General features: G+C 39.7%; 25 protein-coding genes and 1 tRNA gene. 10 read left to right on the top strand and 16 right to left on the bottom strand.

The window, feature by feature from the left end; all coding sequences use genetic code 11:
- Position 1: 1 nt before the first annotated feature.
- The 10 genes from H3V01_RS03730 to radA all read right to left on the bottom strand — a co-directional run bounded on the left by H3V01_RS03730 (position 2) and on the right by radA (position 9362).
- Entirely contained in the window at positions 2 to 814 is an 813-nt protein-coding gene (locus tag H3V01_RS03730) for a MetQ/NlpA family ABC transporter substrate-binding protein (RefSeq protein ID WP_198186027.1), read from the bottom strand.
- A gap of 236 nt (positions 815 to 1050) precedes the next feature.
- Complete coding sequence (locus H3V01_RS03725; RefSeq protein ID WP_025330668.1) at positions 1051 to 1719, bottom strand: methionine ABC transporter permease; 669 nt, start codon at positions 1717 to 1719, stop codon at positions 1051 to 1053.
- Entirely contained in the window at positions 1716 to 2729 is a 1014-nt protein-coding gene (locus H3V01_RS03720; RefSeq protein ID WP_084551895.1) for a methionine ABC transporter ATP-binding protein, read from the bottom strand. The genes H3V01_RS03725 and H3V01_RS03720 overlap by 4 nt, the downstream gene beginning before the upstream one ends.
- 194 nt (positions 2730 to 2923) lie before the next feature.
- Positions 2924 to 3703 carry a ChbG/HpnK family deacetylase gene (locus tag H3V01_RS03715; protein WP_198186026.1) on the bottom strand — a complete coding sequence of 260 codons (780 nt, stop codon included), beginning with the start codon at positions 3701 to 3703 and terminating at the stop codon, positions 2924 to 2926.
- Positions 3684 to 4097 (bottom strand): GtrA family protein, encoded by a 414-nt coding sequence (locus H3V01_RS03710; RefSeq protein WP_198186025.1) that lies wholly within the window; start codon positions 4095 to 4097, stop codon positions 3684 to 3686. The genes H3V01_RS03715 and H3V01_RS03710 overlap by 20 nt, the downstream gene beginning before the upstream one ends.
- The gene (locus H3V01_RS03705; protein WP_198186024.1) at positions 4097 to 5056 is read right to left on the bottom strand and encodes a glycosyltransferase family 2 protein; all 960 of its coding nucleotides are present in this window, start codon (positions 5054 to 5056) and stop codon (positions 4097 to 4099) included. Before H3V01_RS03705 ends, H3V01_RS03710 begins: the two co-directional genes overlap by 1 nt.
- Before the next feature lie 84 nt (positions 5057 to 5140).
- On the bottom strand, positions 5141 to 6544 hold the full coding sequence (locus H3V01_RS03700) for a glycosyltransferase family 39 protein (RefSeq protein ID WP_198186023.1): 1404 nt from the start codon (positions 6542 to 6544) through the stop codon (positions 5141 to 5143).
- 259 nt (positions 6545 to 6803) lie between these two features.
- Entirely contained in the window at positions 6804 to 7454 is a 651-nt protein-coding gene (locus H3V01_RS03695) for a fumarylacetoacetate hydrolase family protein (RefSeq protein WP_198186022.1), read from the bottom strand.
- Between the two features lie 142 nt (positions 7455 to 7596).
- A complete protein-coding gene (locus tag H3V01_RS03690; RefSeq protein WP_037393245.1) occupies positions 7597 to 7899 on the bottom strand; it encodes a putative quinol monooxygenase in 303 nt (100 codons plus the stop codon).
- 89 nt (positions 7900 to 7988) lie between these two features.
- Entirely contained in the window at positions 7989 to 9362 is a 1374-nt protein-coding gene (gene radA, locus H3V01_RS03685; RefSeq protein ID WP_084563606.1) for a DNA repair protein RadA, read from the bottom strand.
- A gap of 621 nt (positions 9363 to 9983) precedes the next feature.
- On the opposite strand from radA, the gene putP reads away from it, so the two are divergent.
- The 5 genes from putP (at position 9984) to secF (ending at position 15589) form a co-directional block, all read left to right on the top strand.
- Positions 9984 to 11471 carry a sodium/proline symporter PutP gene (putP, locus tag H3V01_RS03680; RefSeq protein WP_172349922.1) on the top strand — a complete coding sequence of 496 codons (1488 nt, stop codon included), beginning with the start codon at positions 9984 to 9986 and terminating at the stop codon, positions 11469 to 11471.
- 127 nt (positions 11472 to 11598) lie between these two features.
- Complete coding sequence (gene radC, locus H3V01_RS03675) at positions 11599 to 12273, top strand: RadC family protein (RefSeq protein ID WP_025330658.1); 675 nt, start codon at positions 11599 to 11601, stop codon at positions 12271 to 12273.
- Between the two features lie 124 nt (positions 12274 to 12397).
- Positions 12398 to 12697: a preprotein translocase subunit YajC gene (gene yajC / locus H3V01_RS03670; protein WP_025330657.1), complete on the top strand. Its 300-nt coding sequence runs from the start codon at positions 12398 to 12400 to the stop codon at positions 12695 to 12697.
- A 96-nt stretch (positions 12698 to 12793) separates the two neighbouring features.
- Positions 12794 to 14647 carry a protein translocase subunit SecD gene (gene secD / locus H3V01_RS03665; RefSeq protein ID WP_084563603.1) on the top strand — a complete coding sequence of 618 codons (1854 nt, stop codon included), beginning with the start codon at positions 12794 to 12796 and terminating at the stop codon, positions 14645 to 14647.
- A gap of 6 nt (positions 14648 to 14653) precedes the next feature.
- Positions 14654 to 15589, top strand: a complete 936-nt coding sequence (gene secF, locus H3V01_RS03660; protein ID WP_198186021.1) for a protein translocase subunit SecF — start codon at positions 14654 to 14656, stop codon at positions 15587 to 15589.
- Between the two features lie 180 nt (positions 15590 to 15769).
- On the opposite strand, the gene H3V01_RS03655 is transcribed toward secF, so the two are convergent.
- A complete protein-coding gene (locus H3V01_RS03655; protein ID WP_084554245.1) occupies positions 15770 to 16411 on the bottom strand; it encodes a hypothetical protein in 642 nt (213 codons plus the stop codon).
- 194 nt (positions 16412 to 16605) lie between these two features.
- On the opposite strand from H3V01_RS03655, the gene H3V01_RS03650 reads away from it, so the two are divergent.
- Positions 16606 to 16959: a Spx/MgsR family RNA polymerase-binding regulatory protein gene (locus tag H3V01_RS03650; RefSeq protein WP_084554247.1), complete on the top strand. Its 354-nt coding sequence runs from the start codon at positions 16606 to 16608 to the stop codon at positions 16957 to 16959.
- A gap of 18 nt (positions 16960 to 16977) precedes the next feature.
- A complete protein-coding gene (locus H3V01_RS03645) occupies positions 16978 to 17718 on the top strand; it encodes a UDP-2,3-diacylglucosamine diphosphatase (protein ID WP_174830095.1) in 741 nt (246 codons plus the stop codon).
- A 289-nt stretch (positions 17719 to 18007) separates the two neighbouring features.
- Here the strand turns inward: H3V01_RS03645 and rho are convergent, their stop codons facing one another.
- Positions 18008 to 19267, bottom strand: a complete 1260-nt coding sequence (gene rho, locus H3V01_RS03640) for a transcription termination factor Rho (RefSeq protein WP_025330651.1) — start codon at positions 19265 to 19267, stop codon at positions 18008 to 18010.
- Positions 19268 to 19874: 607 nt separating this feature from the next.
- On the opposite strand from rho, the gene H3V01_RS03635 reads away from it, so the two are divergent.
- Positions 19875 to 20447 carry an FKBP-type peptidyl-prolyl cis-trans isomerase gene (locus tag H3V01_RS03635; protein ID WP_198186020.1) on the top strand — a complete coding sequence of 191 codons (573 nt, stop codon included), beginning with the start codon at positions 19875 to 19877 and terminating at the stop codon, positions 20445 to 20447.
- A gap of 59 nt (positions 20448 to 20506) precedes the next feature.
- Here H3V01_RS03635 and H3V01_RS03630 read toward each other — a convergent pair.
- From H3V01_RS03630 to H3V01_RS03615, 4 genes are all read right to left on the bottom strand, one after another.
- Positions 20507 to 20582: transfer RNA gene (locus H3V01_RS03630), tRNA-Asn, on the bottom strand.
- A gap of 123 nt (positions 20583 to 20705) precedes the next feature.
- Positions 20706 to 21620 carry an acetylglutamate kinase gene (gene argB / locus H3V01_RS03625; RefSeq protein ID WP_084551882.1) on the bottom strand — a complete coding sequence of 305 codons (915 nt, stop codon included), beginning with the start codon at positions 21618 to 21620 and terminating at the stop codon, positions 20706 to 20708.
- A gap of 267 nt (positions 21621 to 21887) precedes the next feature.
- A complete protein-coding gene (gene ruvX, locus H3V01_RS03620) occupies positions 21888 to 22349 on the bottom strand; it encodes a Holliday junction resolvase RuvX (protein ID WP_084586485.1) in 462 nt (153 codons plus the stop codon).
- Complete coding sequence (locus H3V01_RS03615; RefSeq protein WP_025330647.1) at positions 22342 to 22920, bottom strand: YqgE/AlgH family protein; 579 nt, start codon at positions 22918 to 22920, stop codon at positions 22342 to 22344. Before H3V01_RS03615 ends, ruvX begins: the two co-directional genes overlap by 8 nt.
- A 207-nt stretch (positions 22921 to 23127) precedes the next feature.
- Between H3V01_RS03615 and gpmI the strand changes: the two genes are divergently transcribed.
- The gene (gpmI, locus tag H3V01_RS03610; protein WP_198186019.1) at positions 23128 to 24651 is read left to right on the top strand and encodes a 2,3-bisphosphoglycerate-independent phosphoglycerate mutase; all 1524 of its coding nucleotides are present in this window, start codon (positions 23128 to 23130) and stop codon (positions 24649 to 24651) included.
- Positions 24651 to 25955, top strand: coding sequence for a murein hydrolase activator EnvC family protein (locus H3V01_RS03605; protein WP_198186018.1), 1305 nt, complete (start codon positions 24651 to 24653; stop codon positions 25953 to 25955). Before gpmI ends, H3V01_RS03605 begins: the two co-directional genes overlap by 1 nt.
- Positions 25956 to 26017 lie beyond the last annotated feature (62 nt).

The following is a 26017-nucleotide window of genomic DNA, read 5'->3' as shown; positions in this document are numbered from 1 at the left end:
TTCAGTTATTTTCTTTCGGCACATACCAGTAATTTTTAGTATTGTGTGTTTGCATATGCTGTTTGAATTCTGCTGAGCTATAAGCTGATTTCACAGCCTGTGCCCATGCTTTTGGTGCATTATCGGCTCTTACCGCTACAACTAACTCAAATGAAGGAATAATATCTTCCTGTAACAGGGCAAGATCGGGGTTAATTTTGGCTGCGTATGCCCTGCTTCCCGGTATAACTGAATAATCAAAATCTGATAAAGTACGTGGAATATTACCCGGATCCAGCTCAGTGATATTCAATTCATAAGGATTTGTCTTGATATCATTTTTAGAGATCATGCCCGGATTGGTTGAAGGTTTAAGGGTAATCCAGCCAGCTTTTGCCAGAAGACGATAGGCTCGTGCAGCATTTGCCGGATCGTTTGGTACTGCAATAGCACTTCCCTTTTTTATTGCCTGCAAGTTTGTATGGCGTTTAGAATAAATTGCTGTTGGCACAGTAGGAATATGAGTTAAAGCAATCAGATTGGCTTTTTTATTCTGATTAAATGCATCCATATAAGCAGTATGCTGATCAACATTTACGTCAATACTGCCTTGCTGTAAAGCGATATCAGCCTGCATTAAATCAGAAAAATCAATTTGTTTAATTTGATATCCCTGTTTTTCCAGAATAGGTTTTACTGCATCAAGAAAAAGCTGGCTATAGGGGCCGGGTGAAGTGCCGACAATAATCTGTTTATTACTGGTTTTATCCTGCTGACAGGCTCCCAGTACCAGACAGGCAGTAATTAAAAGAATAATTTGCTTAAAAAACTTCATGCTATTGGCTCCGATGATAGTCAATTTCATATTTTTAATTCACATAACAGCAAGTACGTTTTATTTATGTGAATTAAAGATTAATTGGCTTATGGAAAAAATATAATATAGCTGGGTAGTCTAATCATTGCATATGAATATTAAAAGACTGACTGCTTATAACCAAAGATAAGAAATTTATATACATGCAGACATTAAAAACGGCTTAAAATAAGCCGTTTTTAATAAATAGAAAGTTAATTTTTTTTGGCCTTAGCTGCGAGCCAGTTACCCAAGGTCTGAATAATTTGAACAATTAATACCAGAACGACAACTGTAACAATCATAATTACATAATCAAATCGCTGATATCCGTAATTAACAGCTAAATCACCGATGCCTCCGCCACCAACTGTACCAGACATAGCTGTAGCATCAATTAATCCGATAAGAGCTGTGGTTAAGGCCAGCAAAATAGAGGGCATAGCTTCAGGTAAAATAAAATAGCGAATAATCTGAAAATTGGTTGCGCCCATTGATTGAGCTGCTTCGATAATACCTGCCGGTACGCTTAATAAGGAATTTTCAATTAACCGGGCAATATAAGGCGAAACAAAAATAATCAACGGTATGATCATTGCCTTGGTACCAATAGATGTATGGATAGCAAGACTGGCTATCGGTAACACACAAATCAGCAAAATGATAAAAGGTAATGAGCGAATAATATTAATAATTATATTGAGTAAATTATATAGTATCGGCTTTGGCCATACGCCTCCCTGACGGGTAAGCAATAACAGTACACCTAAGGCCGTTCCCAGTATCGATCCCAGAACAAATGAGATACTGACCATATTAAAAGTTTGCAATATTGCCGTACCAAACTGGTCAGCAGTTAATGAGGTATCTAACCACTGATTCATACACCACCTCTTTCCACTCGAACGCCTCTGTCCTGCAAAAATGCCAACGCTTTTTCTACATCTGTCTCAATACCATTCATCTGGATAAACATACTTCCCAGCACTACTCCGCCTATTTCGCGCATATTGGCAAAAAGTATGTTAATTTCCACCAGTTGTTTTAAAATAAGCTCATTAACCACTGGTTCTCTGGCTGAATTACCTAAAAATTCCAACCTAAATATATTTTCCTGTTCAACCAGACTATCCAACACTGCTTCGGGTATTTTTGCATTGATTACTGTGCTGACAAATTTTTTCGTTGTCTCTTGCTGAGGGGCGGAAAAAATATCAAGTACAGTTCCTTTCTCAATTACCTGCCCCTTTTCCATCACCGCTACTTTATTACAAATGGAGCTAATCACTTCCATTTCATGAGTAACCAGTAAAATAGTGATATTGCGTTCGCTGTTAATTTGTTTTAATAGTTTCAGAATAGATAAAGTAGTCTGAGGGTCTAATGCGGAAGTAGCCTCATCACATAATAATATTGTTGGTTCTGTAATCAGAGCACGGGCAATCCCGACACGCTGTTTTTGACCACCGGATAACTGGCTGGGATAACTTTGCTTTTTACCTGCCAGATCAACATACGACAACATAGCATCGACTCTGCGGTCTATTTCATCACGTTTTAATCCCTGTAAAACCAATGGAATTGCAATATTCTGAGCAACCGTTTTAGATTCCAGTAAATTAAAATGCTGAAAAATCATGCCGATTTTTTTCTTATGCTCACGCTGAGCCTTGGCATCCAGTTTGTTTAAATCTACTCCGTCTACGGTAACCGTACCGGATGTTGGTTTTTCCAGCTGGTTAACCAGACGAATTAAACTGCTTTTACCTGCGCCACTCCACCCGATCAGTCCATAGATATCACCTGTATCAACTGTAAGGTTAATATCATTCAGGGCATGAACCTGCTGTTTATTTTTGATGTAAGTTTTTTTTATATTTTCAAATATGATCATAACGATCCTTAAATACTCGCTGCGATCTGATTTCCAATGATCCAGATGTAATGCAATACAGATAGTGTACTTGATAAATCGTAAACGTGCTGACTGATTTTCTAATGACTACGGCTAAAAAATGCAAGTATACTGTAAATCTTCGTGATTAAGTTCATTATTATGTATTACTTTTTTTAGCGTATAAAATAAAGCTATTGTTTAAAATTATGCCAGTTAACGCCATAACAATGATGTTGCAGCCAGCATTGCGCAAATTCTTCACTTTGTAACCATTGCCATTCGTATTCACGCGCATTTTTAATTTCATCATTCCAGTGCTCTGAAGATACTGCCGGATGGCACATTATCAACAATGAATGTTCAGCAGGCATGCTAAACCAGTTATTCCATTTATGCTGTAAAATTTTTAAATTGGCGTTAAAGTTATAGATACCTGCAAAGAAATGATTGTGCGTAATATTAGCCGCATCTAAAGCGCTGTCGAGAGCATGACCACCAAGGGTATGAATTAATTTTGCCTTGATATCTTTCTGAGAAGTTTTTGTACTGCGTACTGCTATTGTATTTCCATAACGCTGCAATATTATATTTAGTAGTACAGAGCGTATCTGTGGGAACTGATGTACATGCTGATGGCCATCGATAAAAACAGGTATGTCACCAATTTTATCTTCAAAAGCATCCAGCTGGCGATTAATAATATCCTGCAAAATTTTTTCCGGCCATGCATGCAGGTAAGATTTAATTAGTACCTGTTTCAGGGTACCCAACCCGGCAAATCCGGTAAAATCCAGATGCAAACCGATATCAGTATTCTGCTTTTTCAATTCTGCAACTTCATCTGAAGCAATGGTGCCCAGACTCATAAAGCTGCTTGCCTGTATGCGTCCCATCTCAGATAGACGAAGTACGGCTTCATTTACAGCTGCAGATAAACCCAGATCATCTACATTAATCATTACTGGTTTCATTGTGTGCCTTTTCATTAAATGCCCAGAATTTACCCAGTATAAAAGATAAAACTGTCACTATTAGCGTAACAATAAACCATAACCACCAATAGGCCTGATTTCCAAACCAGTGTATACCTGCCATAAATAAAATCTGGTTTATTATAAAACCGGTTATAGAGCTGAAAAACCAGCGCCAGAGAGCCTGAAACCATGTATGTCGCGTCAGACTGAATGTAAGGTAATAATGACCGGTAAAACTGATAACAAAAGCACACAGAAATGCCAGAGGGTTGGCCAAAACCGGTAAAAAGTGAGTATATTGAACTAACACCACCAAACATAAAAAATGCATAGCAGCAGCTGCTCCTCCTACCAGAGTAAACCATATGCCCTGTGCAGATACAGATTTCATTATTTTTCGCGACTGTCCCACACTTTGTCTACCAGATAAAGCGGTCGCTGTTTTACTTCTTCATAAATACGACCGATATATTCGCCAATTACACCAAGACAAACGAGCTGTATCCCGGCAGAAAACATAATTCCGGCTGCCAGTGTCGGCCAGCCAGCAAGGTCTTTACCAAAAAACAGCGTATCAGCAACGATATACAATCCATAGACAATCGACAGGAATGAAATAATCATTCCCATTCTGGAAATCCAGCGTAATGGACGCTGAGAAAACGAAGTAATACCTATTAAAGCCAGCTCAAACAGGCTGAAATAATTAAATTTACTCTTGCCTGCCTGCCGTTCAGATGCTTGAAAAGGAATATAGATGGTAGAAAATCCTACCCATGCATACAACCCTTTCATAAACCGTTGCCGCTCAGGTAACTTGAGTAAAGCTTCTACAACACGACGTTTCATCAGTCTGAAATCACCGGCATTAGGTGTCAGCTCATACCGGTGAGTATCCTGCATAAAATGGTAAAAGCCATTTTTCAATATCCGGGTTAATAAGCCTTCATGTTCACGTGAAGCCTGTACGGCAGCCACCACATCCACATTATTGGTCTGAATTAATTCAAGCATTTGTTCCAGCACTGAAACCGGATGCTGTCCGTCAGCATCCATCATGGTAACCAGTTCACCCTGAGATTGCGCTAATCCGGCTGTAAGTGCAGCTTCCTTACCAAAATTACGCGAAAATTGTATCAGCCTCAATGCTGTATTACTTGGTAATTGCTGTCGAAACGTTTCAAATAATGTGGTCAGATGATCTTTACTACCATCATCTACTAAAATAATTTCACAGTTCTGTTGCTGCCGATTGGTAAAAACAAACAGTTCAGGCAAAAAGCGATTTATTGCTGCTGCATCATTATATACCGGCAAAATAATACTTAAACCAGTGCTAACTTTATCCATATCATTTACCTCTCAGCCTAATAGCAAACTGAGATAATCCAAATGTATTATTAATCATTTTTAATTTTAAATAAATATAAAAAATCATTGTTGTTTTAAACATTTTTTCGGTATGTATGCCTGCCAGACTACCTTAAGAGGCTCTCGATCGGGTAATTTATTCCATCGAACTATCCACTCACCCTGTTTTACAACCAGCTCAGAATGATGGGCTAAAGGTTCTAACCATGGTGTCTGAGGATGTTCATCAGCAGGCCATAATGCCAGCGTACCTTGCTGCTGTAAACGACTATTGTTTATCCACGGAGAATAAGCGGAATTACCGGAAACCATGACTGATGGAGCAAATTTTGAATAGGAAGCTACCAGCAATACTACCCAGTCTGAACCTGTCACACTATCAAGCTTACAAGAAGACAACTCCTGCCATTGATCATCAGCCTGTTTGGCCAGTGCAGCCTGAGGCCAGTCCATCCGAGAAGGTTTATGACGGATTCTGGCTCCGAATCCTACATAAACAGCCATCAATATGGTAACAATAAGCGCCCAGACTGCTATACCTTTCAGCAAAGATTTATCTTTAGATATAAATACCGGTTCGGGAATCAGAGACACGATTATGAGTCCGGATAAGCCCCACATCGGCATACCCCACATATCACGTAATCCTAGTCCAAAAATCAGTCCGGCAAATACAAGTATCAGCGTAGGAACTAATCCCATCCATAAAAGAAAATACCAGTCACGCTGACGCAATACCTGAATAGACGGGCGTAAACTCAATCGTGTACGGGTAAACAGCAAAATAAATAAAATAGGTAAATGATTAATTAGCTGAGTGCCGAAATAGCCCAGAGCCGCCAGATGCCCGTTACGGTTTGCATCTTCAGCAGAGCGTGCTGAAGCATAAGTCAGTGGTAACCAGTTATGCTCTATCAGCCAGTATATATTCGGAGCAAACACAATCAGAGCAAGCAGAATTGCCAGCCACGGCTTTGGTGTCAGCCATAACCGTCGGTTCGGTGTACACAATGAATATAACACCATAGTTAAGAGCAGTAAGGCAACGGTATATTTTACCAGCATGCCAATACCAGCCAGCAAACCAAACAATAACCAGTATTTCCAGCGATTTTCTCGAATAGCCAGATAAAAGATATAGACTAAACCCAGCCATACGGGCATTTGCGCTATATTGTGATTGAATTCAAGAGAAGGCCACGTGTAATAAAATATTGCCAGCAAAAACAATGCACCGATAAAAGCCCGGCTTTTGCTCATCAATTGCCGGCCGAACAAATAAGCCAGCCATAAACTCAATGCTATCGTACATTGACTTAAAATATACGGACCAATATGACCAAAAGTATAGTAAAAAAAATAGAGTACCCAGCTTGAAAATGGCGGATGCTTATAATATCCCCATTGCCATTCTCGTCCCCAGTAAATACCCTCAGGAACATCTAAGGGATAACTTGAGGAAAGCATAAAAGGTAATACCGTCCACAAGATAAAATAAAGTACTAACCAAAAGGGTAGTCTGAGCGACAACGGTTTGCTTGGCATAAAAAGATTTCAATTTTCAAATTAAGTTATTATAAAGGGTGCGGTTACTGTTAGACACTACGGTATAGCAATATTATCAAGAAACTTATCTGTTGATTTTAAAAAATTATTTACTCAAAGCATTCAGGCGCAATGAAAAATTGCGCCTGAATAAAGCAAAATCAGCTCAACTAAAGCTAGCTTAAGCTACTCGGAATTTAGCTTTGATTTTATCCGGCCAGATTAATTCCAGTTCATCACCGGATTGAATCGCAGCAACTCCGGCAGGTGTACCGGTGTAAATAATATCACCTGCCTGCAAACCATAAACCCTCGACAGATAACTGATAATTTGCCGGCACGTAAACATCATATCTTTTGTATTACCCTGCTGGCGTATCTCTCCATTTACCTTTAAGAAAAATTCCTGTTGCTGGATATCATCAATTTCAGCTGGTGGAATAAAGTGCGATAAACAGGCTGCTGTAAGAAACCCTTTGGCTTTTTCCCATGGCAAACCTTTACTCTTTAACTCTGCCTGTACATCTCGCGCAGTTAAATCCAGACCAATAGCATAGCCACCGACATAATCTAACGCCTTATTTTCCTGAACATCGAAAGCATCTTCTGCCATATAGATAACCAACTCACATTCATGATGTACATCAGAGCTATAGGATGGTAATTGAATATTATCATGCTCCAGAGCCAGAGAAGAAGTTGGCTTCATAAATACCACGGGTTCTTCAGGTTTTACATTATGTAATTCTTTAATATGCTCTGTGTAATTTCTTCCAATACAAAAAATATTACCTAAAGCAACTTTTTGTTCTTCGATATAAACGGTTTTCATCTTGTGTCACCAAAAATTAAATCCAGATTTGAAATTAATTACTGTCTGGAAATAGCAATTTATCCGGCCAAAATCAGTTTATCAAAATTGAAAATTCAGCCTGTATAGTCTGTGAGAACCAGAGATAATATATTTAGTAAAATTAAAAAGCAGTAATTTCACTTAATTTTATTAATTGCATTGGTTCTCGCAAGTATGGTTCTACTGTTTTAATCAGGTTTTGAAAATGTACTGTATTACCATGCTCATTAATTGCTGCATCATCAGCCCAGCATTCAATAAATATAATCCGGTCATCCTTATCTAAATCTTTATTTACAGTGTAAAACACATTTCCTTTTTCTTTACGTGACAATTCCACACATTGCTCAACCGCAGCAGCAATATTTATCCAGGCATTTGCTTTCAAATCCATGATCGCAATTAGTTTAATTGGCTGTGACATATTTTATCTCCTTGATTTTTCTTAGACGGTACGAAAGCACCTACAAAAGTAAAGCCTATTCTTTTAATTAGCTAAGGGCAAATATAAAATTAATCACGTCGTGTAGCATCTACACCTTCCTGTACCGAATTTACCCCGATAATAGTCAGCCTCGGAAAATCAGCCGTCCGTTTGGGACAATTAGCTGCAGGTACTATGGCATGAGTAAATCCAAGTTTTTCTGCCTCTCGCAAACGTTCCTGCCCGCGCGGAACAGGACGAATTTCACCTGATAACCCGACTTCTCCGAATACAATCAGCTTTTCCGGTAATGGTCGATTACGATAGCTTGAAAGCATGGCCAGAATCACTGCCAGATCTGCTGCCGGTTCGGTAATTTTCACACCACCTACAGCATTAAGAAACACGTCCTGATCATAACAAGCGATACCTGCATGACGGTTCAGCACAGCCAGCAACATGGCCAGACGCTCCTGAGCCAGCCCTACAGTTAATCGTTTTGGAGCAAAACCATGAGCATCATCAACAAGCGCCTGAATTTCTACCAGTAAGGGGCGTGAACCTTCCTGAGTAACGAGAACGCATGAGCCGGGAACATCATCGCGATAACTGGATAAAAACAATGCTGAAGGATTGGAAACCCCCTTCAGCCCTTTTTCTGTCATTGCAAAAACACCTAACTCATTAGCGGCACCAAAACGGTTTTTAATAGCACGAATCATACGATAATTTGAATGAGTTTCCCCTTCAAAATACAATACCGTATCCACCATATGCTCCAGCACCCGGGGACCGGCAATCGCGCCATCTTTGGTTACATGACCAACCAGCAACATGCTGATACCCTGTTGTTTTGCCAGGCGGGTTAATTGTGCTGCACATTCCCTAACCTGTGATACAGAACCGGGGGCTGAAGTAATACCATCAGAATACATGGTCTGAATAGAATCGATTACTACCACTCTGGGTTTTTGGCGTGCAATAACTGCACTAATTGCCTCTACACGTATTTCTGCCAGTAAATGAACTTTGTCTGCATGTACACCAAGACGCTGGGCACGTAAAGCAACCTGCTGAGCTGACTCTTCTCCGGAAACATACAATACGGATTCCTGTTCGGCCATCAAGGCTATTGTTTGTAGCAATAATGTAGATTTACCAATACCCGGATCTCCGCCTAGCAAAATAACAGCTCCGTCTACTAAACCACCTCCAAGTACTCTGTCCAGCTCACCCATTCCTGTTGGCGTTCTCTGTATTTCAACTGCACTGACTTCTGCCAGTAACTGTACCGCCGATTCACTTGAAGCCCATGATTGAAAACGGCTGCCAGAAGAAGATGCAGATAAAACTGTTGTTTCTTCCAGAGTATTCCATTCGCCACAATGAGGACAACGCCCCTGCCATTTAGGTGAACTTCCACCGCAACTGCGGCATTGAAACTGAGTTTTTTGCTTTACCATGAAACCTTTCCGGCAATACCTGCATTAAATTCAAACATAGTTTCCTTTGACTATTGGGAAATAATGATTCAATAAAATTGACCAATTTTATTTAGTTCTCTATTTTATCTAAGCTTCACCTAGCCAGAACAAAAAAATAGCCATTAATTTTACTCTTTAACAGCGTATAATTTAGTTAAATTTCTGATGCTAAAACTATTAAATCAAAATAGTAACATCCGTATATATAGACAATTGAAGCACTATAATGGTTTTAATCATAATGATTAGCAGATTAAAAAATATGGCAATTTACTGATTCAAATTCAAAAGAGTCTACACTTATAACTGAACGATAAAATCAAATGTTTTTGGCAAATAGTAATTGCTTCCCAAAACAAATTATAATAATTACTTTGTCTGGCAATTATTATATACTCTGTCAATTCGTGCAGGTTAAATCCAGTTTTACCTTGATATTCTCTTGCATGGTCAATTATTACATTACACTATTTAATCTTTAACATACATCGAAAAAAATGGAATGAATTTTAGTCTTCGGCTAATTCTTGGCGGAATATTTTAATGTTTTAAATCAATCTATTTTTATTTCAATTTTTATACACAGGGTTTTTCAAAACTATGTCCTTGCCAATGATTGTCACATTCGCTGTGTACATTTTAGGAATGATTGCAATTGGTTTTTTTGCCTATCGGTCAACACAGAATTTTGGTGATTACATTCTGGGCGGGCGTCGTATTGGCAGCGTAGTAACTGCACTTTCGGCCGGAGCTTCTGACATGAGCGGCTGGCTGCTGATGGGATTACCGGGTGCAGTATTTTTATTTGGTATTTCACAAAGCTGGATAGCCATTGGCTTAGTACTTGGTGCTTACCTGAACTGGTTATTGATTGCCGGACGTCTGCGTGTTTTTACAGAAATCAACCATAATGCGTTAACTTTACCCGATTATTTTACGCACCGGTTTGAAGATAACAGCTCCTTACTGCGTATTATTTCAGCAGTAATTATTCTGATTTTTTTTACAATTTATTGTGCATCAGGGATTGTTGCCGGAGCTAAACTATTTGAAAGCACTTTTGGCATGAGCTATGGCTGGGCAATGCTGGCAGGAGCTGGTGCAACTATTCTTTATACGCTTATAGGCGGTTTTCTAGCGGTTAGCTGGACAGATACCATTCAGGCAAGCCTGATGATGTTTGCTCTGATTTTAACCCCCATAATGGTAATCATTAATGCCGGTGGTTTTTCTGATGCACTCATTCATATTGAAAACCTGAATCCAGACTATACCAATCTTTTTGCCCATATGGATTTTATCGCCATAATCTCATTGCTAGGCTGGGGGTTGGGCTATTTCGGGCAGCCGCATATTTTAGCCAGATTTATGGCTGCTGATTCGCATGAAGTAATGAAAAACGCACGCCGTATCAGCATGACATGGATGATTTTATGTCTGGCCGGTGCCATTACCGTTGGCTTTTTCGGAATAGCATATTTTGCCAACCATCCAGAATTAAGCTATCTGGTCAGCAATGGAAAACATGAACGGATTTTTATCGAGTTATCCAAATTACTCTTCAATCAATGGATCGCCGGTATTATTCTCGCTGCAATTCTGGCTGCTGTGATGAGTACTTTAAGTTGTCAGCTTTTGGTCTGCTCAAGCGCTTTGACAGAAGATTTCTATCGTGCATTTTTCCGTCCAAAAGCAAAACAGAAAGAATTAGTCTGGATTGGACGAATAATGGTGTTTATAGTATCTGTGATTGCCATTTTGCTGGCAATTAATCCGAATAACAGCGTTCTGGATTTGGTGAGCCATGCGTGGGCTGGTTTTGGGGCAGCATTTGGTCCGATTATTATTTTTTCCGTATTCTGGTCACGTATGACACGTAACGGCGCATTAGCCGGTATGATTACCGGTGCCGTCACAGTATTGCTATGGATCAATTTTAACTGGTTTAATCTGTATTCACTCATCCCCGGATTCATACTTGCATCAATTGCAATTATTATTTTTAGTTTATGTGATAAAAAACCAAGTGAGATAGTACAGGTTCATTTTAAAGATGCTTATAAGCGCTACCATACTAAAACAAAATGAACTTTAATTAACCTGGCGGATTAAACTGTTTTTAAGTTACTCAGTAATCCGAATATGCTCTCAAACCAATTTATTTTATTACATAGCTATATTATGATTATGTCCTTTAATTCACATAATCGTAATAATGAGCATCAAGCATTGGCCGCAAAACGATCGCCCTCGGGAAAAACTTCTTAATCTGGGCGCCTCAGCGCTAAGTGATGCCGAGCTACTCGCAATCCTGCTGCGTACAGGTACTCGGGGCATAAGTGCGGTAGATTTGGCACGAGAGCTTATTTCTCAACTGGGCAGTCTGCGCGCATTGCTTGAAGCAGATTGTCAGCAAATTTGTCAGTATCACGGTATGGGCATTGCCAGTTATACCCAGTTTGCAGTAATTAGAGAAATAAGCAGACGCATGCTGGCAGAAAAAATTTATTGCCGCCCTATTTTTACTCAGCCGGCCGCAGTGGCTGATTTCCTGCGTTTACATATAGGCCATGAAAAAGTGGAAGTTTGTGTAGCTTTACTTCTGAACCAGCGTAACGAACTTATGCAAACCATTGAACTGGCTCGCGGTACCATCAATGAAGCACGGGTTTACACTCGCGAAGTTGCTACAGCAGCTTTAAAACACCACGCAGTCTCAATTATTCTGGCACATAATCATCCAGGACAATCTACTATGCCGTCTAATGGCGATATTCAATTTACCAGAGAAATAAAAGCCGCTTTAAATCTGCTAGATATTCGTTTATTGGATCATTTTATTGTTACTGCTGAAAAAATTACATCAATGGCTGAATTAAATCTAATGTAGTAAAAATTATTAATTAAACGTTCTATCTTAAAAGCATAATAGTGCAAAGCTGGATAAATTTATCATTGCCGATTACAATAACTGGTTTAATAGCGTTATTTACCTTAATCATACGGAGTACCCCATGATTGATTTTGCTTATGCTGCCAACACTGCCGGTTCACAGAGTGGCCTTATGCAATTCGTCCCACTTTTATTAATTCTTGTTGTCTTTTATTTTCTGATTATCCGCCCGCAGCAAAGCAAACATAAAAAACATCAGCAAATGCTAACCGAACTGAAAAAAGGCGATAAAGTTGTTACTCTGGCTGGAATAGTTGGCAAAATCACTAAAGTAAATGAACAATACTTCACTTTAGAAATTGCTCCTAAAGTAGAAGTTGAATTTGAACGCAATGCCATCAGTGGTAAGGCACCAGAATAAAATCAGTAATCCTGCCGCAACTTTTCAGTTGCGGCCTTTGTTTGTTTTCTTTCATTTATTAACTGAAGAACAACAGTCTGCAACAAGGCAGCAAATATGAATCGTTATCCTATATGGAAATATCTGCTTATTATCGTCTCAATAGTATTGGGTCTGTTATACACCATTCCCAATTTTTTTGGCGAAATACCGGCAGTACAAATCTCTACCAACCGGCAGGCCATTACTATCAATGAACAAACTGAAAATACGGTTAAACAGGCTCTGGCGGCTGCACACATACAGCATCAGGGTATGTTCATTACTGATGGCAGCCTGAAAGTACGTTTCAGTGATACTGAAACCCAGCTTAAAGCACGTGATGCTATTGCTTCTAAATTCGGCGAAGGCTATATAGTAGCCCTGAATCTGTTGGCCAATACTCCGGAATGGATGGAAAAAATTCATGCCAAACCAATGTTTCTTGGTCTTGATTTGCGTGGTGGTGTACATTTTACCATGCAGGTGGATATGGATTCAGCCGTTGATAAAACACTCGACAGCTATGCCGGAGATATCCGTCGTCAGCTGCGCAAACTACAAATCCGCAGCGGCAATATTGTTAAAAACGGACAGACACTGGTTGTTCCTTTCCAATCTGCAAACGATGCTTCCACTGCAATATCCGGATTAAAAAAATACCTTAATGATGCAACACTAACTCAGAATGGTGACCGTCTGGTAGTTAGCCTGAGTAACACTGCGCTGACCAGAATTCGTACAGATGCAGTGACCCAGAACATTAATACCCTACACAACCGTGTTAATGAGCTGGGTGTTGCTGAACCGGTTATACAGCAGGCCGGACCGAACAGGATTGTCGTACAACTGCCGGGTGTTCAGGATACTGCTAAAGCTAAAGATATCATTGGTCGTACTGCAACTTTACAGGTACGAATGGTAAGTGATGATCCCAATCTGTATCAGCAGGCGCTGCAGGGACACAACCCAGACGGATTTGAACTACTGCCATCTGCCGGTAACGGAGCACCCACATTGGTCAGCAAACAGGTTGAACTGACTGGGGACAATATTAATGATGCTCAGGCCAGCTTTAACGACCGGGGATTACCGGGTGTAAGCGTAAATTTTGACAGTACAGGTGCCAGCATTTTTGCTGACCTCACCCGCAATAATGTTGGTAAACGTATGGCGATGGTACTTATCGATCAGGGTAAGGCAGAAGTGATTACCGCGCCGGTAATCAATGAACCTATTCCCGGCGGTAAAACCATTATTTCAGGAAGTATGAGTATTGCTGAAGCCAATGATACCGCATTGCTATTGCGTGCCGGCTCACTGGCTGCACCAATGAAAATTATCGAAGAACGAACCATTGGCCCGTCTCTGGGTAAAGAAAATATTAGCAAAGGCTTTCATTCCACCTTATGGGGATTTGTAGTAGTAGCTATATTCATGATGCTTTATTACCGGATGTTCGGACTGTTTTCAGTAATTGCCCTGTCATGCAATTTATTGTTCCTGATCGCTATTTTGTCTGCCATGCAGGCTACTCTGACACTGCCGGGTATAGCGGCAATTGCTCTTACACTAGGTATGGCGATTGACTCGAATGTATTGATTAATGAACGTATCCGCGAAGAATTACGTCATGGTAATACACCACAAATATCAATTAATGCAGGTTACGATCACGCCTGGCATACTATTGTAGACTCTAATATCACTTCACTGATTGCCGGTCTGGCGTTACTGATTTTCGGTTCTGGCCCTATTCGCGGATTTGCTGTCGTACATTGTCTGGGTATTATTACATCTATGTATTCGTCAGTAGTGGTTTCTCGTGCCATTGTTAATTTGTGGTATGGTCGCAAACGCAAACTGAAAACACTTTCTATCGGCCACATCTGGATTGCAGATAAAGCTGCCACTGGTAAAAGTAAGGCTTAATAAATTATGGAATTCTTCAAAATAAAACGTGATATCCCGTTTATGAGCTATGGTAAGCTGACAACGGCGATTTCATTAATTACTTTTATTCTGGCTGTATTTTTTCTTGTTACTCGCGGGCTGAACTTTTCTGTAGAATTTACCGGCGGTACTGTAATGGAAGTGGAATTCAAACAGAGTGCGGATTTAAATAAAATTCGTACAGAACTGGATGGATTAAAACTTGGAGAAATACAAGTACAGGCACTGGGCACAAATAAACAAATCATGATTCGCCTGCCCAATAAAGCCAATATGACTTCAGCACAATTGTCCAATCAAGTTATGGACTTGCTTAAACAGCATCAGGAAGGTGTAAGTTTACGTCAGGTTGAATTCATCGGGCCGCAAGTAGGCGAAGAACTGGTTACTCACGGCTTACTGGCTTTAGGCATGGTTGTGATTGGTATCATTATTTACTTATCCATGCGTTTCGAATGGCGCTTTGCTGTTTCTGCCATTATTGCCAATATGCATGACGTAGTGATTATTCTGGGCTGTTTTGCCCTCTTTCACTGGGAATTTTCTCTTACCGTACTTGCAGGCGTACTTGCCGTGCTCGGCTACTCAGTTAATGAGTCAGTAGTTGTTTTTGACCGTATCCGTGAAAATTTCCGTAAACCTCATATGCGTGGTAGAAGCGTTCCGGCAATCATAGATAATGCCATTACCGCAACCATGAGCCGTACCATTATTACTCACGGATCAACTGAAGCAATGGTCATTTCTATGCTGGTATTTGGCGGAGCTGCTTTGCATGGTTTCGCAATGGCATTAACAATTGGTATTGTGTTTGGTATTTACTCATCAGTATTAGTAGCCAGTCCGTTACTACTGATGTTTGGCCTGAACCGGCAAAATCTGGTTAAGCCGCCAAAACGAAAAGAGGAAGCTGTAGTTTAAGATTAATTTACTATTGTTTTCCCCTAATTAATTAAAAAACTCCAGAATAATATTTTATTTCTGGAGTTTTTTTATGATTCTAAAATTTACCTACAAAATTAGGTTTATCTATACGGCAATCAAAAATAAAATTTGAAGAACTAACAAACTGATGTGCCTAAGCCGAACAATATCTGATTGCTAACGTAGTGCACGTTCGTCTTTCCAACCTTTATCCGTCAGAACCAATACAGCCGCACGACGTTGAGGTTCCTGCATAGACTTCCACCAGTTTTCATCGGTAGTTTTCAATAATTTTTCAGCCCATTTCTCAGGTACCAGTTTTGCATCATAAACTACTTTGGAAATAGTCATTCCATTTGCAGGCGTAGGTTCAGTAAAGAGCACAATTTTATCTACTTTTTGTGTTCCAAGGCACAGCATACTTCCCTGAGCTGTATTTTGCACATTGTCCTCACCTTTACTTGTACGGTAATACACTGCCTGCGGTATATCTTTTCCGCCATTAACAACCAGAGTTGCATCCTTACCTTTTTCATACAAGTCTGCATCAGTTAAAATATCCATTTGCTTTAAAGCAGTTTTATTAACTTTATCGCCATCACTATTTTTTCTGGCAATACGTATTTCTTTATTACCAAGTGCAACCGTATTATTCATACCTCCCTGAGCATTATCCAGCATCAGATTAACCGCCAGACAAACTTTATCATTTTTAGCAAAATCATCTATCGCCTCAGTAAAATTGTGATTACTCGCCTCTTGCTTACCTCCGCAGGCAGCCAGTAACAAGCTAACGGCTAATACACTGATTTTTTTCATCCCGGTATTCCTTATAAAATAAAATCTATACTGATTAAAGCATACTGCCAATATGCCGGATTAGCAACGCAAGCAGTTTACCTTCACTGGTCAGAAACAATTTAAAACGCTCAATCGACATAAAACCAACACTTTAAGCAAATATAAGCAAAACGGTATAATAACAGCTTATTTCCGCAAACAGGCTTTCATCAATGAGTATACAAATTTATGGTATCAGTCAGTGTAATACTGTCAAAAAAGCCCGCAAATGGCTGGCTGATCAACATATTAACGCTGAATTTATCGATTTTAAGAAAACACCGCCAACAATAACTGATATCCAGTTCTGGCTTACACAAGTACCTAAAGAAACATTAATTAACCGTAAAGGTACAACATGGCGGAAATTAAGTAACAATGAACAGACAATCGCTTTAAGTAATGATGATGAAGCCATTCGCCTAATGATAAACCACCCCTCAGTGATTAAAAGACCAGTTCTGGTAAAAAATCAATTAATATTGGTTGGTTTTGATCCGCAACGCTATACTGAATTTTTTGCCTGATACTTCCAGATACAAACCATGAACAACACAACAATATTTATTTCTGATTTACATCTTTCTGAACAGACGCCGCCTTTAAATCAGCTATTTGAACGCTGCCTGCAACAATGGCAAGGAAATATCGATGCGTTATACATATTAGGTGATTTTTTTGATGTCTGGATAGGTGATGATGATGACAGTGATTTCATTCGTCATATTAAATCTCAGTTAAAATCTTTTTCTTCTGCGACACCAGTTTTTTTCATTCATGGTAACCGGGATTTCCTGATTGGTGAAAAATTTGCTGCAGAAACCGGAATACAACTACTTACATCACCTCAGCAAATAAACCTTTACGAGCATGAATATATTATTATGCATGGGGATGAATTATGCACTGACGATATTGCATATCAACAATTCCGTGCCCAGTCCCGCAATCCTTTATGGCAAATGGCAGTATTAAGTAAACCTATTGAAGAGCGTCGTTTACTAGCCGGACAAATCCGTCAGATGAGTGAAACACGTAAAAACAATGAGGGTAAAAGTGAGATTTCTGATGTAACAGAACAAGCCATTAATGAACTGATGAGTAGCCATATGCAACCTACTCTGCCTACACTGATTCATGGTCATACCCATCGTCCAGCCGTACATGAATCACAGTTGAACAACCAACCTTTCAAGCGTTATGTCATACAGGACTGGGCTGATAATTACGGCGGCTATCTGGCTGTAGACACAGATGGTGTACATGTACATGAGCTTAAGCTATAAATATAAAAAATACATCTATACTATTAATGGGAATGCTCCGAAAAGTTAATTATCTCATTATTAACTAGGCAGTCAGATTTCGTATCTGAATACAACACCAGTAAAATAAAAACCGAAAAGATTAAAAATTCTTTTCGGTTTTTATTTATTATTTTTCATTCCCAAATACCCTGATTTATCCGGGTAATAGCATATCATTATTAAATCACCCACTATATTCAGAGATTTTAAAATAAAAACCGTGTCTACTAAGCGTAAACACGGTTGATACTAGTTTTAAAAAAATTATTTACTTGCCGCGCATTAAATCAAAAAAGTCGGCATTATTTTTAGACTGCTTGAGCTTATCAATGATAAATTCCATTGCTTCAATATCATCCATTGGATGCAAGAATTTCCGCAGCAGCCACATTTTTTGTAAATGCTCATTAGAAACCAGCAATTCTTCACGGCGAGTACCTGAACGATTGATATTAATTGCCGGAAACAGACGTTTTTCAGCCATACGCCGATCCAGATGCAATTCCATATTGCCCGTTCCCTTGAACTCCTCATAAATTACATCATCCATACGGCTACCAGTTTCTACCAGAGCAGTTGCGATAATGGTCAGTGAACCGCCTTCTTCCACATTACGGGCTGCGCCGAAGAATCGCTTTGGACGATGCAGTGCATTTGCATCAATACCGCCAGTTAAAATTTTACCGGATGCAGGAATAACTGTGTTGTAAGCACGCGCCAGACGTGTAATTGAATCAAGCAGAATGATTACATCTTTTTTGTGTTCTACCAGACGCTTGGCTTTTTCAATCACCATTTCAGCCACTTGTACATGGCGGGTAGCCGGCTCATCAAAAGTAGAAGATACTACCTCACCCCGTACTGAACGGGTCATTTCCGTAACTTCTTCAGGACGCTCATCAATCAGCAGAACAATCAGTTCAGCTTCAGGATAATTAGCTGTAATCGCATGTGCGATATTCTGCAGCATCACTGTTTTACCAGATTTCGGCGGAGCTACCAGCAAAGCGCGCTGACCAAATCCGATAGGTGCAATCAGATCAATTGCACGTCCGGTAAGATTTTCTCCGGAACGAATATCCCGCTCTAGCACAAACTGGCGATCAGGGAATAATGGTGTCAGATTTTCAAACAGGATTTTATGTTTGCATACATCCGGATCGTCTCCATTAATTTTATCCAAACGAACCAGCGCAAAATAGCGTTCATTGTCTTTAGGTACACGTACACTGCCTTCAATCGTGTCACCAGTATGCAGATTGAAACGCCGTATCTGACTCGGACTGACGTAAATATCATCAGGGCCTGCCAGATAAGATGTATCCATGCTACGCAAAAAGCCAAAGCCATCAGGCAGAATTTCCAGCGTACCGGAACAGGTAAACGCTTCTCCCTGCTTCATTTTAATGCGCACAATAGCAAACACCAGATCCTGTTTGCGCAAACGATTGGCATTTTCAATACCAAACTCTTCAGCTATGCCCAGTAATTCAGACACATGTAGATTTTGTAATTCAGAAACGTGCATAAAGATATAAATGAACTTATTTATTAGAATCGAAGATAAAATGAGTTAGAAAACTCATAATAATTCCAGTTACCAGTCTTTAAGTTGCAAAATACTTGCCAAAGACAGGTAAGGTTTTTATTGAAAGTTGATTTGGTTTAATTCTGCCACAAAAGACATTAATAAAAGATTTTTCAGAAGTGACATCTTCTTATGAAGTGCAATTCTAATCTTCAAACCACATAATGTCAAGTTATTATCAACTTTCAATAACACTTGTATGAAGCATACCCTTAAAATTTAATTCTGACATCAGAAAATCCATATAGCATAAAAAATTATAATTGTGTTTTTTAGTTTGTATCAGGAATTAACCGAACCGAACAACAATTCAGGTTAATATAAATTTCTTATTGTTATATTAATCACTAATTTTTAACTATAAACTGTTATTCAGGCCGGATTATAACCGCATTATTAAAATTAGTATAATAATGTAAATAGAAAAAGAATATATCAGAAAGACAACAGTTACAGATAGATTATATATTCAAAGAACTGAATTTCCAGATATCAAACAATAGCAAACAACCAGTAAAACAGCAGATAAGAAAATGCTTTTCTGCTGATGACTGCTATAATTGTCTCTCCTTTAAATACTAAAAGAGAAATTATGAAACACTTGTCTTTAACTACTCTGGGAATCACTACTGCACTGGCTTTATCGGCCTGTAACTTTGCTGATAATGGGTATAAAAATAACAGCAGTGAGCCGGTAGCAGCTTCAACTGCACCCTCGGCTACCCGAAACCCGCAGCGTGCAGGAGAGGAGTTTCTGGCCAAAAATAAAAATGTTTCCGGTGTAAAAACCACTACATCAGGTTTGCAGTACAAAGTTAATCATGAGGGATCCGGTAAAAAACCTAAAGCCACTGATATGGTGACGGTTCAATATGAAGGTCGGTTAATCGACGGGACTATTTTTGATAGCACAGCTCAGCGTAATAATGAACCGGTTACATTTCCACTTAATGGCGTGATTCCCGGATGGACTGAAGGATTGCAGCTTATGTCAGAAGGTAGTGACTATACATTCTATATACCAGCCCGACTTGCTTACGGCGAACATAGCCCGACAAGTGCCATTCCTGCTAACAGTGTTCTGATATTTGATGTGAAGCTGATTAAAGTTGGAAAGTAAATCTGAATGTAGGCATAATTAATGAAAAAGCACTCAGTAAACTGAGTGCTTTTAAAATCTGGCTCCCCGACCAGGGCTCGAACCTGGGACCTGCGGATTAACAGTCCGTCGCTCTACCGACTGAGCTATCAGGGAATGAGGCGAGATTATAGCGACTGTAATTTTACTGTCAAGCTTTTTAAACAACTTTATGATTACAAGTTGATTAAATTATTAATTACACAATAATAATATTTTAGTAAGCAGTTTTATTTCAAATTATTCAGCCTGTTCATTCTGACCTAGAATCATAGTTCCGACACCTTTATCAGTGAAAATTTCTAGCAAGAGAGCATGTGGAACACGTCCGTCAATAATATGGGTATTGTGAACGCCATGCATAGCAGCCTGCAAAGTCGCATTAATTTTAGGCAGCATACCATTTTGTAAAGTACCATCAGCAATTAATGCATTGATATCAGATGGCGTAAGGCGACTTAATAATTGATTGTTTTTATCCAGTACACCAATTGTGTTAGTCAGCATAATCAGTTTTTCAGCCTTCAGACTTTCTGCCAGCTTACCGGCTACCACATCTGCATTGATATTAAATGCTTCACCATGTTCACCTACTCCAACAGGTGCCACTACAGGAATATAACCATGTTCCACCATTTCCTGAATCAGAGCTGTATCAATTTCTTCAACTTCACCTACCTGTCCGATATCCTGCTTTTCATTATCAGAAGTGGTAAGAAACAATTTTTTCGCCTTGATAAAATGATTGTCGCGGCCGGTAATTCCGACTGCATGCCCTCCATGCAGGTTAAGTAAAGATGTAATTTCCTTATTAACACAACCACCAAGCACCATTTCAACAATATCCATGGTCTCGCTGTCAGTCACCCGCATACCCTGAATGAATTGATTTTCTTTTCCTACTTTCTGTAACAGCTCATTAATTTGCGGCCCGCCCCCGTGTACAATAATCGGATGAATTCCTACAAGTTTGAGCAAGACGACATCTTTAGCAAAACTTTCTTTCAACTGCGGATCAGTCATTGCATTACCGCCATACTTAATTACCATTGTCACACCGGAAAATCGCCGGATATACGGTAGCGCCTCGGCTAAAATATTAGCTTTTGTTTTAGCCTCAATAGCATTAATGTTTGTGAAGATGTCTGTGCTCATTATTTATCCCTGCCTAATTAAATTGATTATTTTTCTACGGTTAAGTTTATCTTTAGTTCTGATAAAATAAAACCATAATTTGTTATTTAATGTTTGTTTAAAATTTTAAGCAATAATGAGCACAAATTGAAAGATAAATGAAAAATATACTTGATTGAAAAAGCAGTCTAAAAATTATCGAAATAATAAAGCACCATTTATTGTAGTTATAAGTTCTGCGTTATCAGTAACCCGATATTTAGATTTATTTAAAATACACTTGAAAATTTAATCAAGTTTGGCCATACATGCGCCAGTACTGAAAAAAGTTGCCAGAATTGCCTGTGCTGCAACCTGATCCAGTATTTGTTTACGCTTTTTCCCAAAAACTAAAGCTTCATTCAGCAAACTTTCGGCGACTACAGATGTCCAGCGCTCATCTACCCAGTATACCGGTAAATTAAAACGTCCATGTAAGCGGTTACCAAAACGGCGACAAAGAGCAGTAGCTTCATCGTCCTCACCATCTGCATGAGTAGGAAGACCTACTACAAGCACCTGTGGCCGCCATTCATTTATTAAAGTTTTAATACGACTAAAATACTGTTCATTACTGACAACAGTAATAGTTTCCAACGGATGTACACTCGCCAGCTCAGCTTCACCGACAGCCACTCCTATCCGCGCGCTTCCGAAATCAAATCCGAGTACAGTGCCACGCTTTAGCGGAGAAGGGATTGATTCAGGCATGACCCACCAATACACTCAGATTGGCAATATCAATATTTAATAACTGCAAAGCAGCTTTATAACGTTGCTTATAAGGCATATCAAATAAAATCTGGTTATCTGCAGGCACAGTTATCCAGCTATTATTTGCCAGCTCCTGCTCCAGTTGTCCGGCTGACCAGCTGGAATAACCAATAGTAGCTACAGCTTTATCAACTTCATTTTCCTGTGTTAGCCCCAGAATAATATCGCGAGAAGTAGTCATGGCTATATCATCAGTTACCAATAAACTGCTCTCCCAGGAACCTGTCGGAGTATGTACCAGAAATCCGCGGTCTACTTGAACCGGACCACCCATCAGAACATTTTGTCCGTGAAAACGTTCCGGTGTAGGGGTTTTAGCAGAATCAAACAGTAAATCCATCATAATCGGTGATGGTTTATTTACAATGATACCCATAGCACCGTCTGCACTATGTTCACACAGATAAATCACGCTTTCTTTAAAAAACGGGTCTTCCATTGACGGCATAGCAATCAGAAAATGATTGGCCAGAGAGAATCCGGACGGAGCGTTTTGTTGTGCAGCCATATTGTGCTTATCCATGAAAATGATGTCAGACTATATAAATTAATTTGTCGTTAAATTGGGTCTGTTTTACAGTTTCTCAAGCGTATGCTTTTCGCTATAATTCTATCCTATTCCGAACTGGATTGTTTTATCCGGTTTTTAAAATTTTATCAAAACAGCTAATACTGGCAGACTGAGTCAAAGACAGCCATCACAGAAAGGTCAATTGTGTCATTAATTAAACCTGTTGTGCTTTTAATTCTGGATGGTTTCGGCCATCGTGCCGAAGGAAATGACAATGCTATTTTACTGGCGCATACTCCTCATCTCGATAACTATCGTCAGCAATATGCTTATGGCACGATAGATGCTTCAGAACGAATGGTCGGATTGCCTGTTGGCCAGTTTGGCAATTCAGAAGTGGGTCATCTGAATATTGGTGCAGGCAGAGTTGTACCTCAGGATATTACCCGAATCGATATGGCTATTGAAGACCATACTCTCGAACAAAATCCGGTTTTGCAACAGGCATGGAATAATCCGAATCATACTGTACATCTGCTGGGCTTATTTTCTGATGGTGGTGTACATAGCCATATAGAACATTTTTTTGCAGTTATAGATGCCGCACTAGCTGCCGGCATGCAAAAAATTGTTGTCCATCCGTTCCTTGATGGTCGTGATACACCGCCGCAAAGCGCCCGTCCCTATCTGCAACGCCTGCAACAATATATGCAACAGCATTCTCAGATATTATGCGGTGCCGTTGTCGGACGTTTTTTTGCCATGGACAGAGACAATCGATGGGATCGCGTTGAAGCTGCTTATAATGCCTTATTCGGAGATGCGCTCTATCAGGCTGATTCACCTGTTGCTGCATTAGATGCTGCTTATGCCCGTGGCGAGCAGGATGAATTTGTTAAACCTACCATTGTCAGCCCGCAGGCAAACCTGGTTGATGGTGATGCCATTCTGTTTCTCAACTTCCGCGCTGATCGCGCACGTGAATTAACTCAGGCTCTTACTTTTGCTGATTTCGACGGATTTAAACGCAAGTATCGTGTACAACCGGGATATTTTGCCACTATCACAGCTTACGGCACACAATTCAGCAATCCGGTAATGTTCGAAAAACAATCTGTAAATAATGGTCTGGGAGAATTTTTGGCCGGACAGGGTCTTAGACAGCTCCGCATAGCAGAAACAGAAAAATATCCGCACGTAACTTATTTTTTCAGTGGTGGTCGGGAAGAACCTTATATTGGTGAAGAAAGGATTATGATTCCTTCACCCAAAGTGACTACATATGATTTACAGCCAGAAATGAGTGCTGTCGGCATTACTGAACAAATTATTGATAGTCTGAAACATCATCGCCATGATGTTATTATTTGTAACTTTGCCAATGGTGATATGGTTGGACATACTGGTTCACTTGACGCCGCTATAAAAGCAGTAGAAACACTTGATAGTTGCGTAGCACAGGTTGTCGAAACAACACTTTCTGCAGGCGGAGAAGTGATTATTACTGCCGATCACGGTAACTGTGAACACATGTATGATGAAAAAAATCAGCAACCTCACACACAACATACAGTTGAACCGGTTCCATTTATCTATATAGGGCGTAAAGCTACAATCCGTTCAGGCGGAGCGCTTAAAGATGTAGCGCCCTCTCTTTTAACTGCTCTGGGACTGATTCCGCCTGCAGAAATGACAGGCCAGAACCTGATTGAATTCACAGATAAATAATGAAATCTTTATTCTGTCTCATTCTGATATGTTGCAGTACCCTTTTCTCTTTGGCTATCGCTGCCAATAATCAGAAAATCCAACAGCCAACTGGTGAACTGAAACAGGTTCACCAGGCTATTTCAGCAACACAAAACCAGATCAGTAAAACCACGGTTGAACAGAAAAAAATTGATGCCTCAATGGCTGCAACAGACCAGCAGCTTAATCAGGCAAAAAATGAGCTTAACCGCATTCAGCAACAGCAACAGACCAGTATGCGGCAGTTACAAACCCTGCAAACCAATCTGGATAAAACCCGTACCCAGATTGCAGAAACTCAGACCCAGATAGCCCGTTTACTTAATGCACATTACCGTAACCGTCAGCCGAACAGCGTATATTTGATGCTAAAAAATGATCGCTCCGACCAAAAAGGGCGCTCGTTACAATATATCCGTTATTTAAATGAAGCCAATGAGCAGGTCATCCAGCGTTTACGTGAACAACAATTGCGGATGAATACACAGCAACAGGCTATCAATAATCAGCAACAACAACTTTCTTCGCTACAAAAAAAACAACAGCAGCTTATTAATAAACTGCATAATGAACATACTATTCAGCAAAGTAAATCCAGTGTATTAAACCAACAATTACAAGTACAGAATAAGCAGTTACAATCATTAAAGGCTGATGAAAAACGATTGAACAATCTTTTAAGCCGTCTTTCTGCTCAGGCAACAATGCGTCGTCTGGCTCAGACTCAGCCTAAACCTCCTAAACAAACCATCAAACCGAAAAATACAGGTCAGCCACAAATTACTCCAAGTAACAATGCTGGTAACAATGATACAGACAGCACTAGACCGCCTTCTACCTTAACTGCAGAAGATTTAGCTTTACAGGCTACAGAAAATATTAAAACACCGCTTATTAAAGGTCTTGCACAGAAACAGGGACGCCTTCCCCGGCCGGTTAACGGCAGCATATCAGGAAGATTCGGAGAAAACAGACCAAATGGCGGTATCTGGAAAGGATTGTTTTTTTCCTGTAACAATGCGGCTGTACACAGCATTTCTAATGGCAATGTTGTCTATGCTGCTTTTTTACAAGGTTATGGCAATACCGTTATCATTGATCACGGTGAGGGTTATATCAGTATTTACACAGGCTTGTCCTCCGTCAATGTTTCTGCCGGTAGCATTCTTAGCTCTGGTCAAACCATTGGTATAAGTGGTAAATTACCGGACGGTCAGAACGGGCTTTATTTTGAAATTCGTTATCATAATCAGGCAATGAATCCATTATCATGGTTGCTTTAACACATATTATGCTTTGCTATTACTTTCAATAATTTTATAGTGTACACTCTGACCGATTTTGA

It is taken from the genome of Snodgrassella sp. M0351 (assembly GCF_016100575.1).
Classification (GTDB): Bacteria; Pseudomonadota; Gammaproteobacteria; order Burkholderiales; family Neisseriaceae; genus Snodgrassella; species Snodgrassella alvi.
The sequence above is the reverse complement of the archived record's forward strand: the minus strand, read 5'-3'. Positions and strand labels throughout refer to the sequence as shown.

Coding starts and splice junctions, on each gene's coding strand:
- argB (WP_084551882.1), bottom strand. CDS start 21,620: ATGAGCACAGACATCTTCACAAACATTAATGCTATTGAGGCTAAAACA.
- H3V01_RS03605 (WP_198186018.1), top strand. CDS start 24,651: ATGAAATCTTTATTCTGTCTCATTCTGATATGTTGCAGTACCCTTTTC.
- H3V01_RS03695 (WP_198186022.1), bottom strand. CDS start 7,454: ATGAAAACCGTTTATATCGAAGAACAAAAAGTTGCTTTAGGTAATATT.
- H3V01_RS03705 (WP_198186024.1), bottom strand. CDS start 5,056: ATGGATAAAGTTAGCACTGGTTTAAGTATTATTTTGCCGGTATATAAT.
- secD (WP_084563603.1), top strand. CDS start 12,794: ATGAATCGTTATCCTATATGGAAATATCTGCTTATTATCGTCTCAATA.
- radA (WP_084563606.1), bottom strand. CDS start 9,362: ATGGTAAAGCAAAAAACTCAGTTTCAATGCCGCAGTTGCGGTGGAAGT.
- H3V01_RS03650 (WP_084554247.1), top strand. CDS start 16,606: ATGAGTATACAAATTTATGGTATCAGTCAGTGTAATACTGTCAAAAAA.
- secF (WP_198186021.1), top strand. CDS start 14,654: ATGGAATTCTTCAAAATAAAACGTGATATCCCGTTTATGAGCTATGGT.
- H3V01_RS03655 (WP_084554245.1), bottom strand. CDS start 16,411: ATGAAAAAAATCAGTGTATTAGCCGTTAGCTTGTTACTGGCTGCCTGC.
- H3V01_RS03720 (WP_084551895.1), bottom strand. CDS start 2,729: ATGATCATATTTGAAAATATAAAAAAAACTTACATCAAAAATAAACAG.
- yajC (WP_025330657.1), top strand. CDS start 12,398: ATGATTGATTTTGCTTATGCTGCCAACACTGCCGGTTCACAGAGTGGC.
- H3V01_RS03710 (WP_198186025.1), bottom strand. CDS start 4,097: ATGAAATCTGTATCTGCACAGGGCATATGGTTTACTCTGGTAGGAGGA.
- H3V01_RS03700 (WP_198186023.1), bottom strand. CDS start 6,544: ATGCTTTCCTCAAGTTATCCCTTAGATGTTCCTGAGGGTATTTACTGG.
- H3V01_RS03615 (WP_025330647.1), bottom strand. CDS start 22,920: ATGGCTGCACAACAAAACGCTCCGTCCGGATTCTCTCTGGCCAATCAT.
- rho (WP_025330651.1), bottom strand. CDS start 19,267: ATGCACGTTTCTGAATTACAAAATCTACATGTGTCTGAATTACTGGGC.
- putP (WP_172349922.1), top strand. CDS start 9,984: ATGTCCTTGCCAATGATTGTCACATTCGCTGTGTACATTTTAGGAATG.
- radC (WP_025330658.1), top strand. CDS start 11,599: ATGAGCATCAAGCATTGGCCGCAAAACGATCGCCCTCGGGAAAAACTT.
- ruvX (WP_084586485.1), bottom strand. CDS start 22,349: ATGCCTGAATCAATCCCTTCTCCGCTAAAGCGTGGCACTGTACTCGGA.
- H3V01_RS03725 (WP_025330668.1), bottom strand. CDS start 1,719: ATGAATCAGTGGTTAGATACCTCATTAACTGCTGACCAGTTTGGTACG.
- H3V01_RS03635 (WP_198186020.1), top strand. CDS start 19,875: ATGACTGCTATAATTGTCTCTCCTTTAAATACTAAAAGAGAAATTATG.
- H3V01_RS03730 (WP_198186027.1), bottom strand. CDS start 814: ATGAAGTTTTTTAAGCAAATTATTCTTTTAATTACTGCCTGTCTGGTA.
- H3V01_RS03690 (WP_037393245.1), bottom strand. CDS start 7,899: ATGTCACAGCCAATTAAACTAATTGCGATCATGGATTTGAAAGCAAAT.
- H3V01_RS03645 (WP_174830095.1), top strand. CDS start 16,978: ATGAACAACACAACAATATTTATTTCTGATTTACATCTTTCTGAACAG.
- H3V01_RS03715 (WP_198186026.1), bottom strand. CDS start 3,703: ATGAAACCAGTAATGATTAATGTAGATGATCTGGGTTTATCTGCAGCT.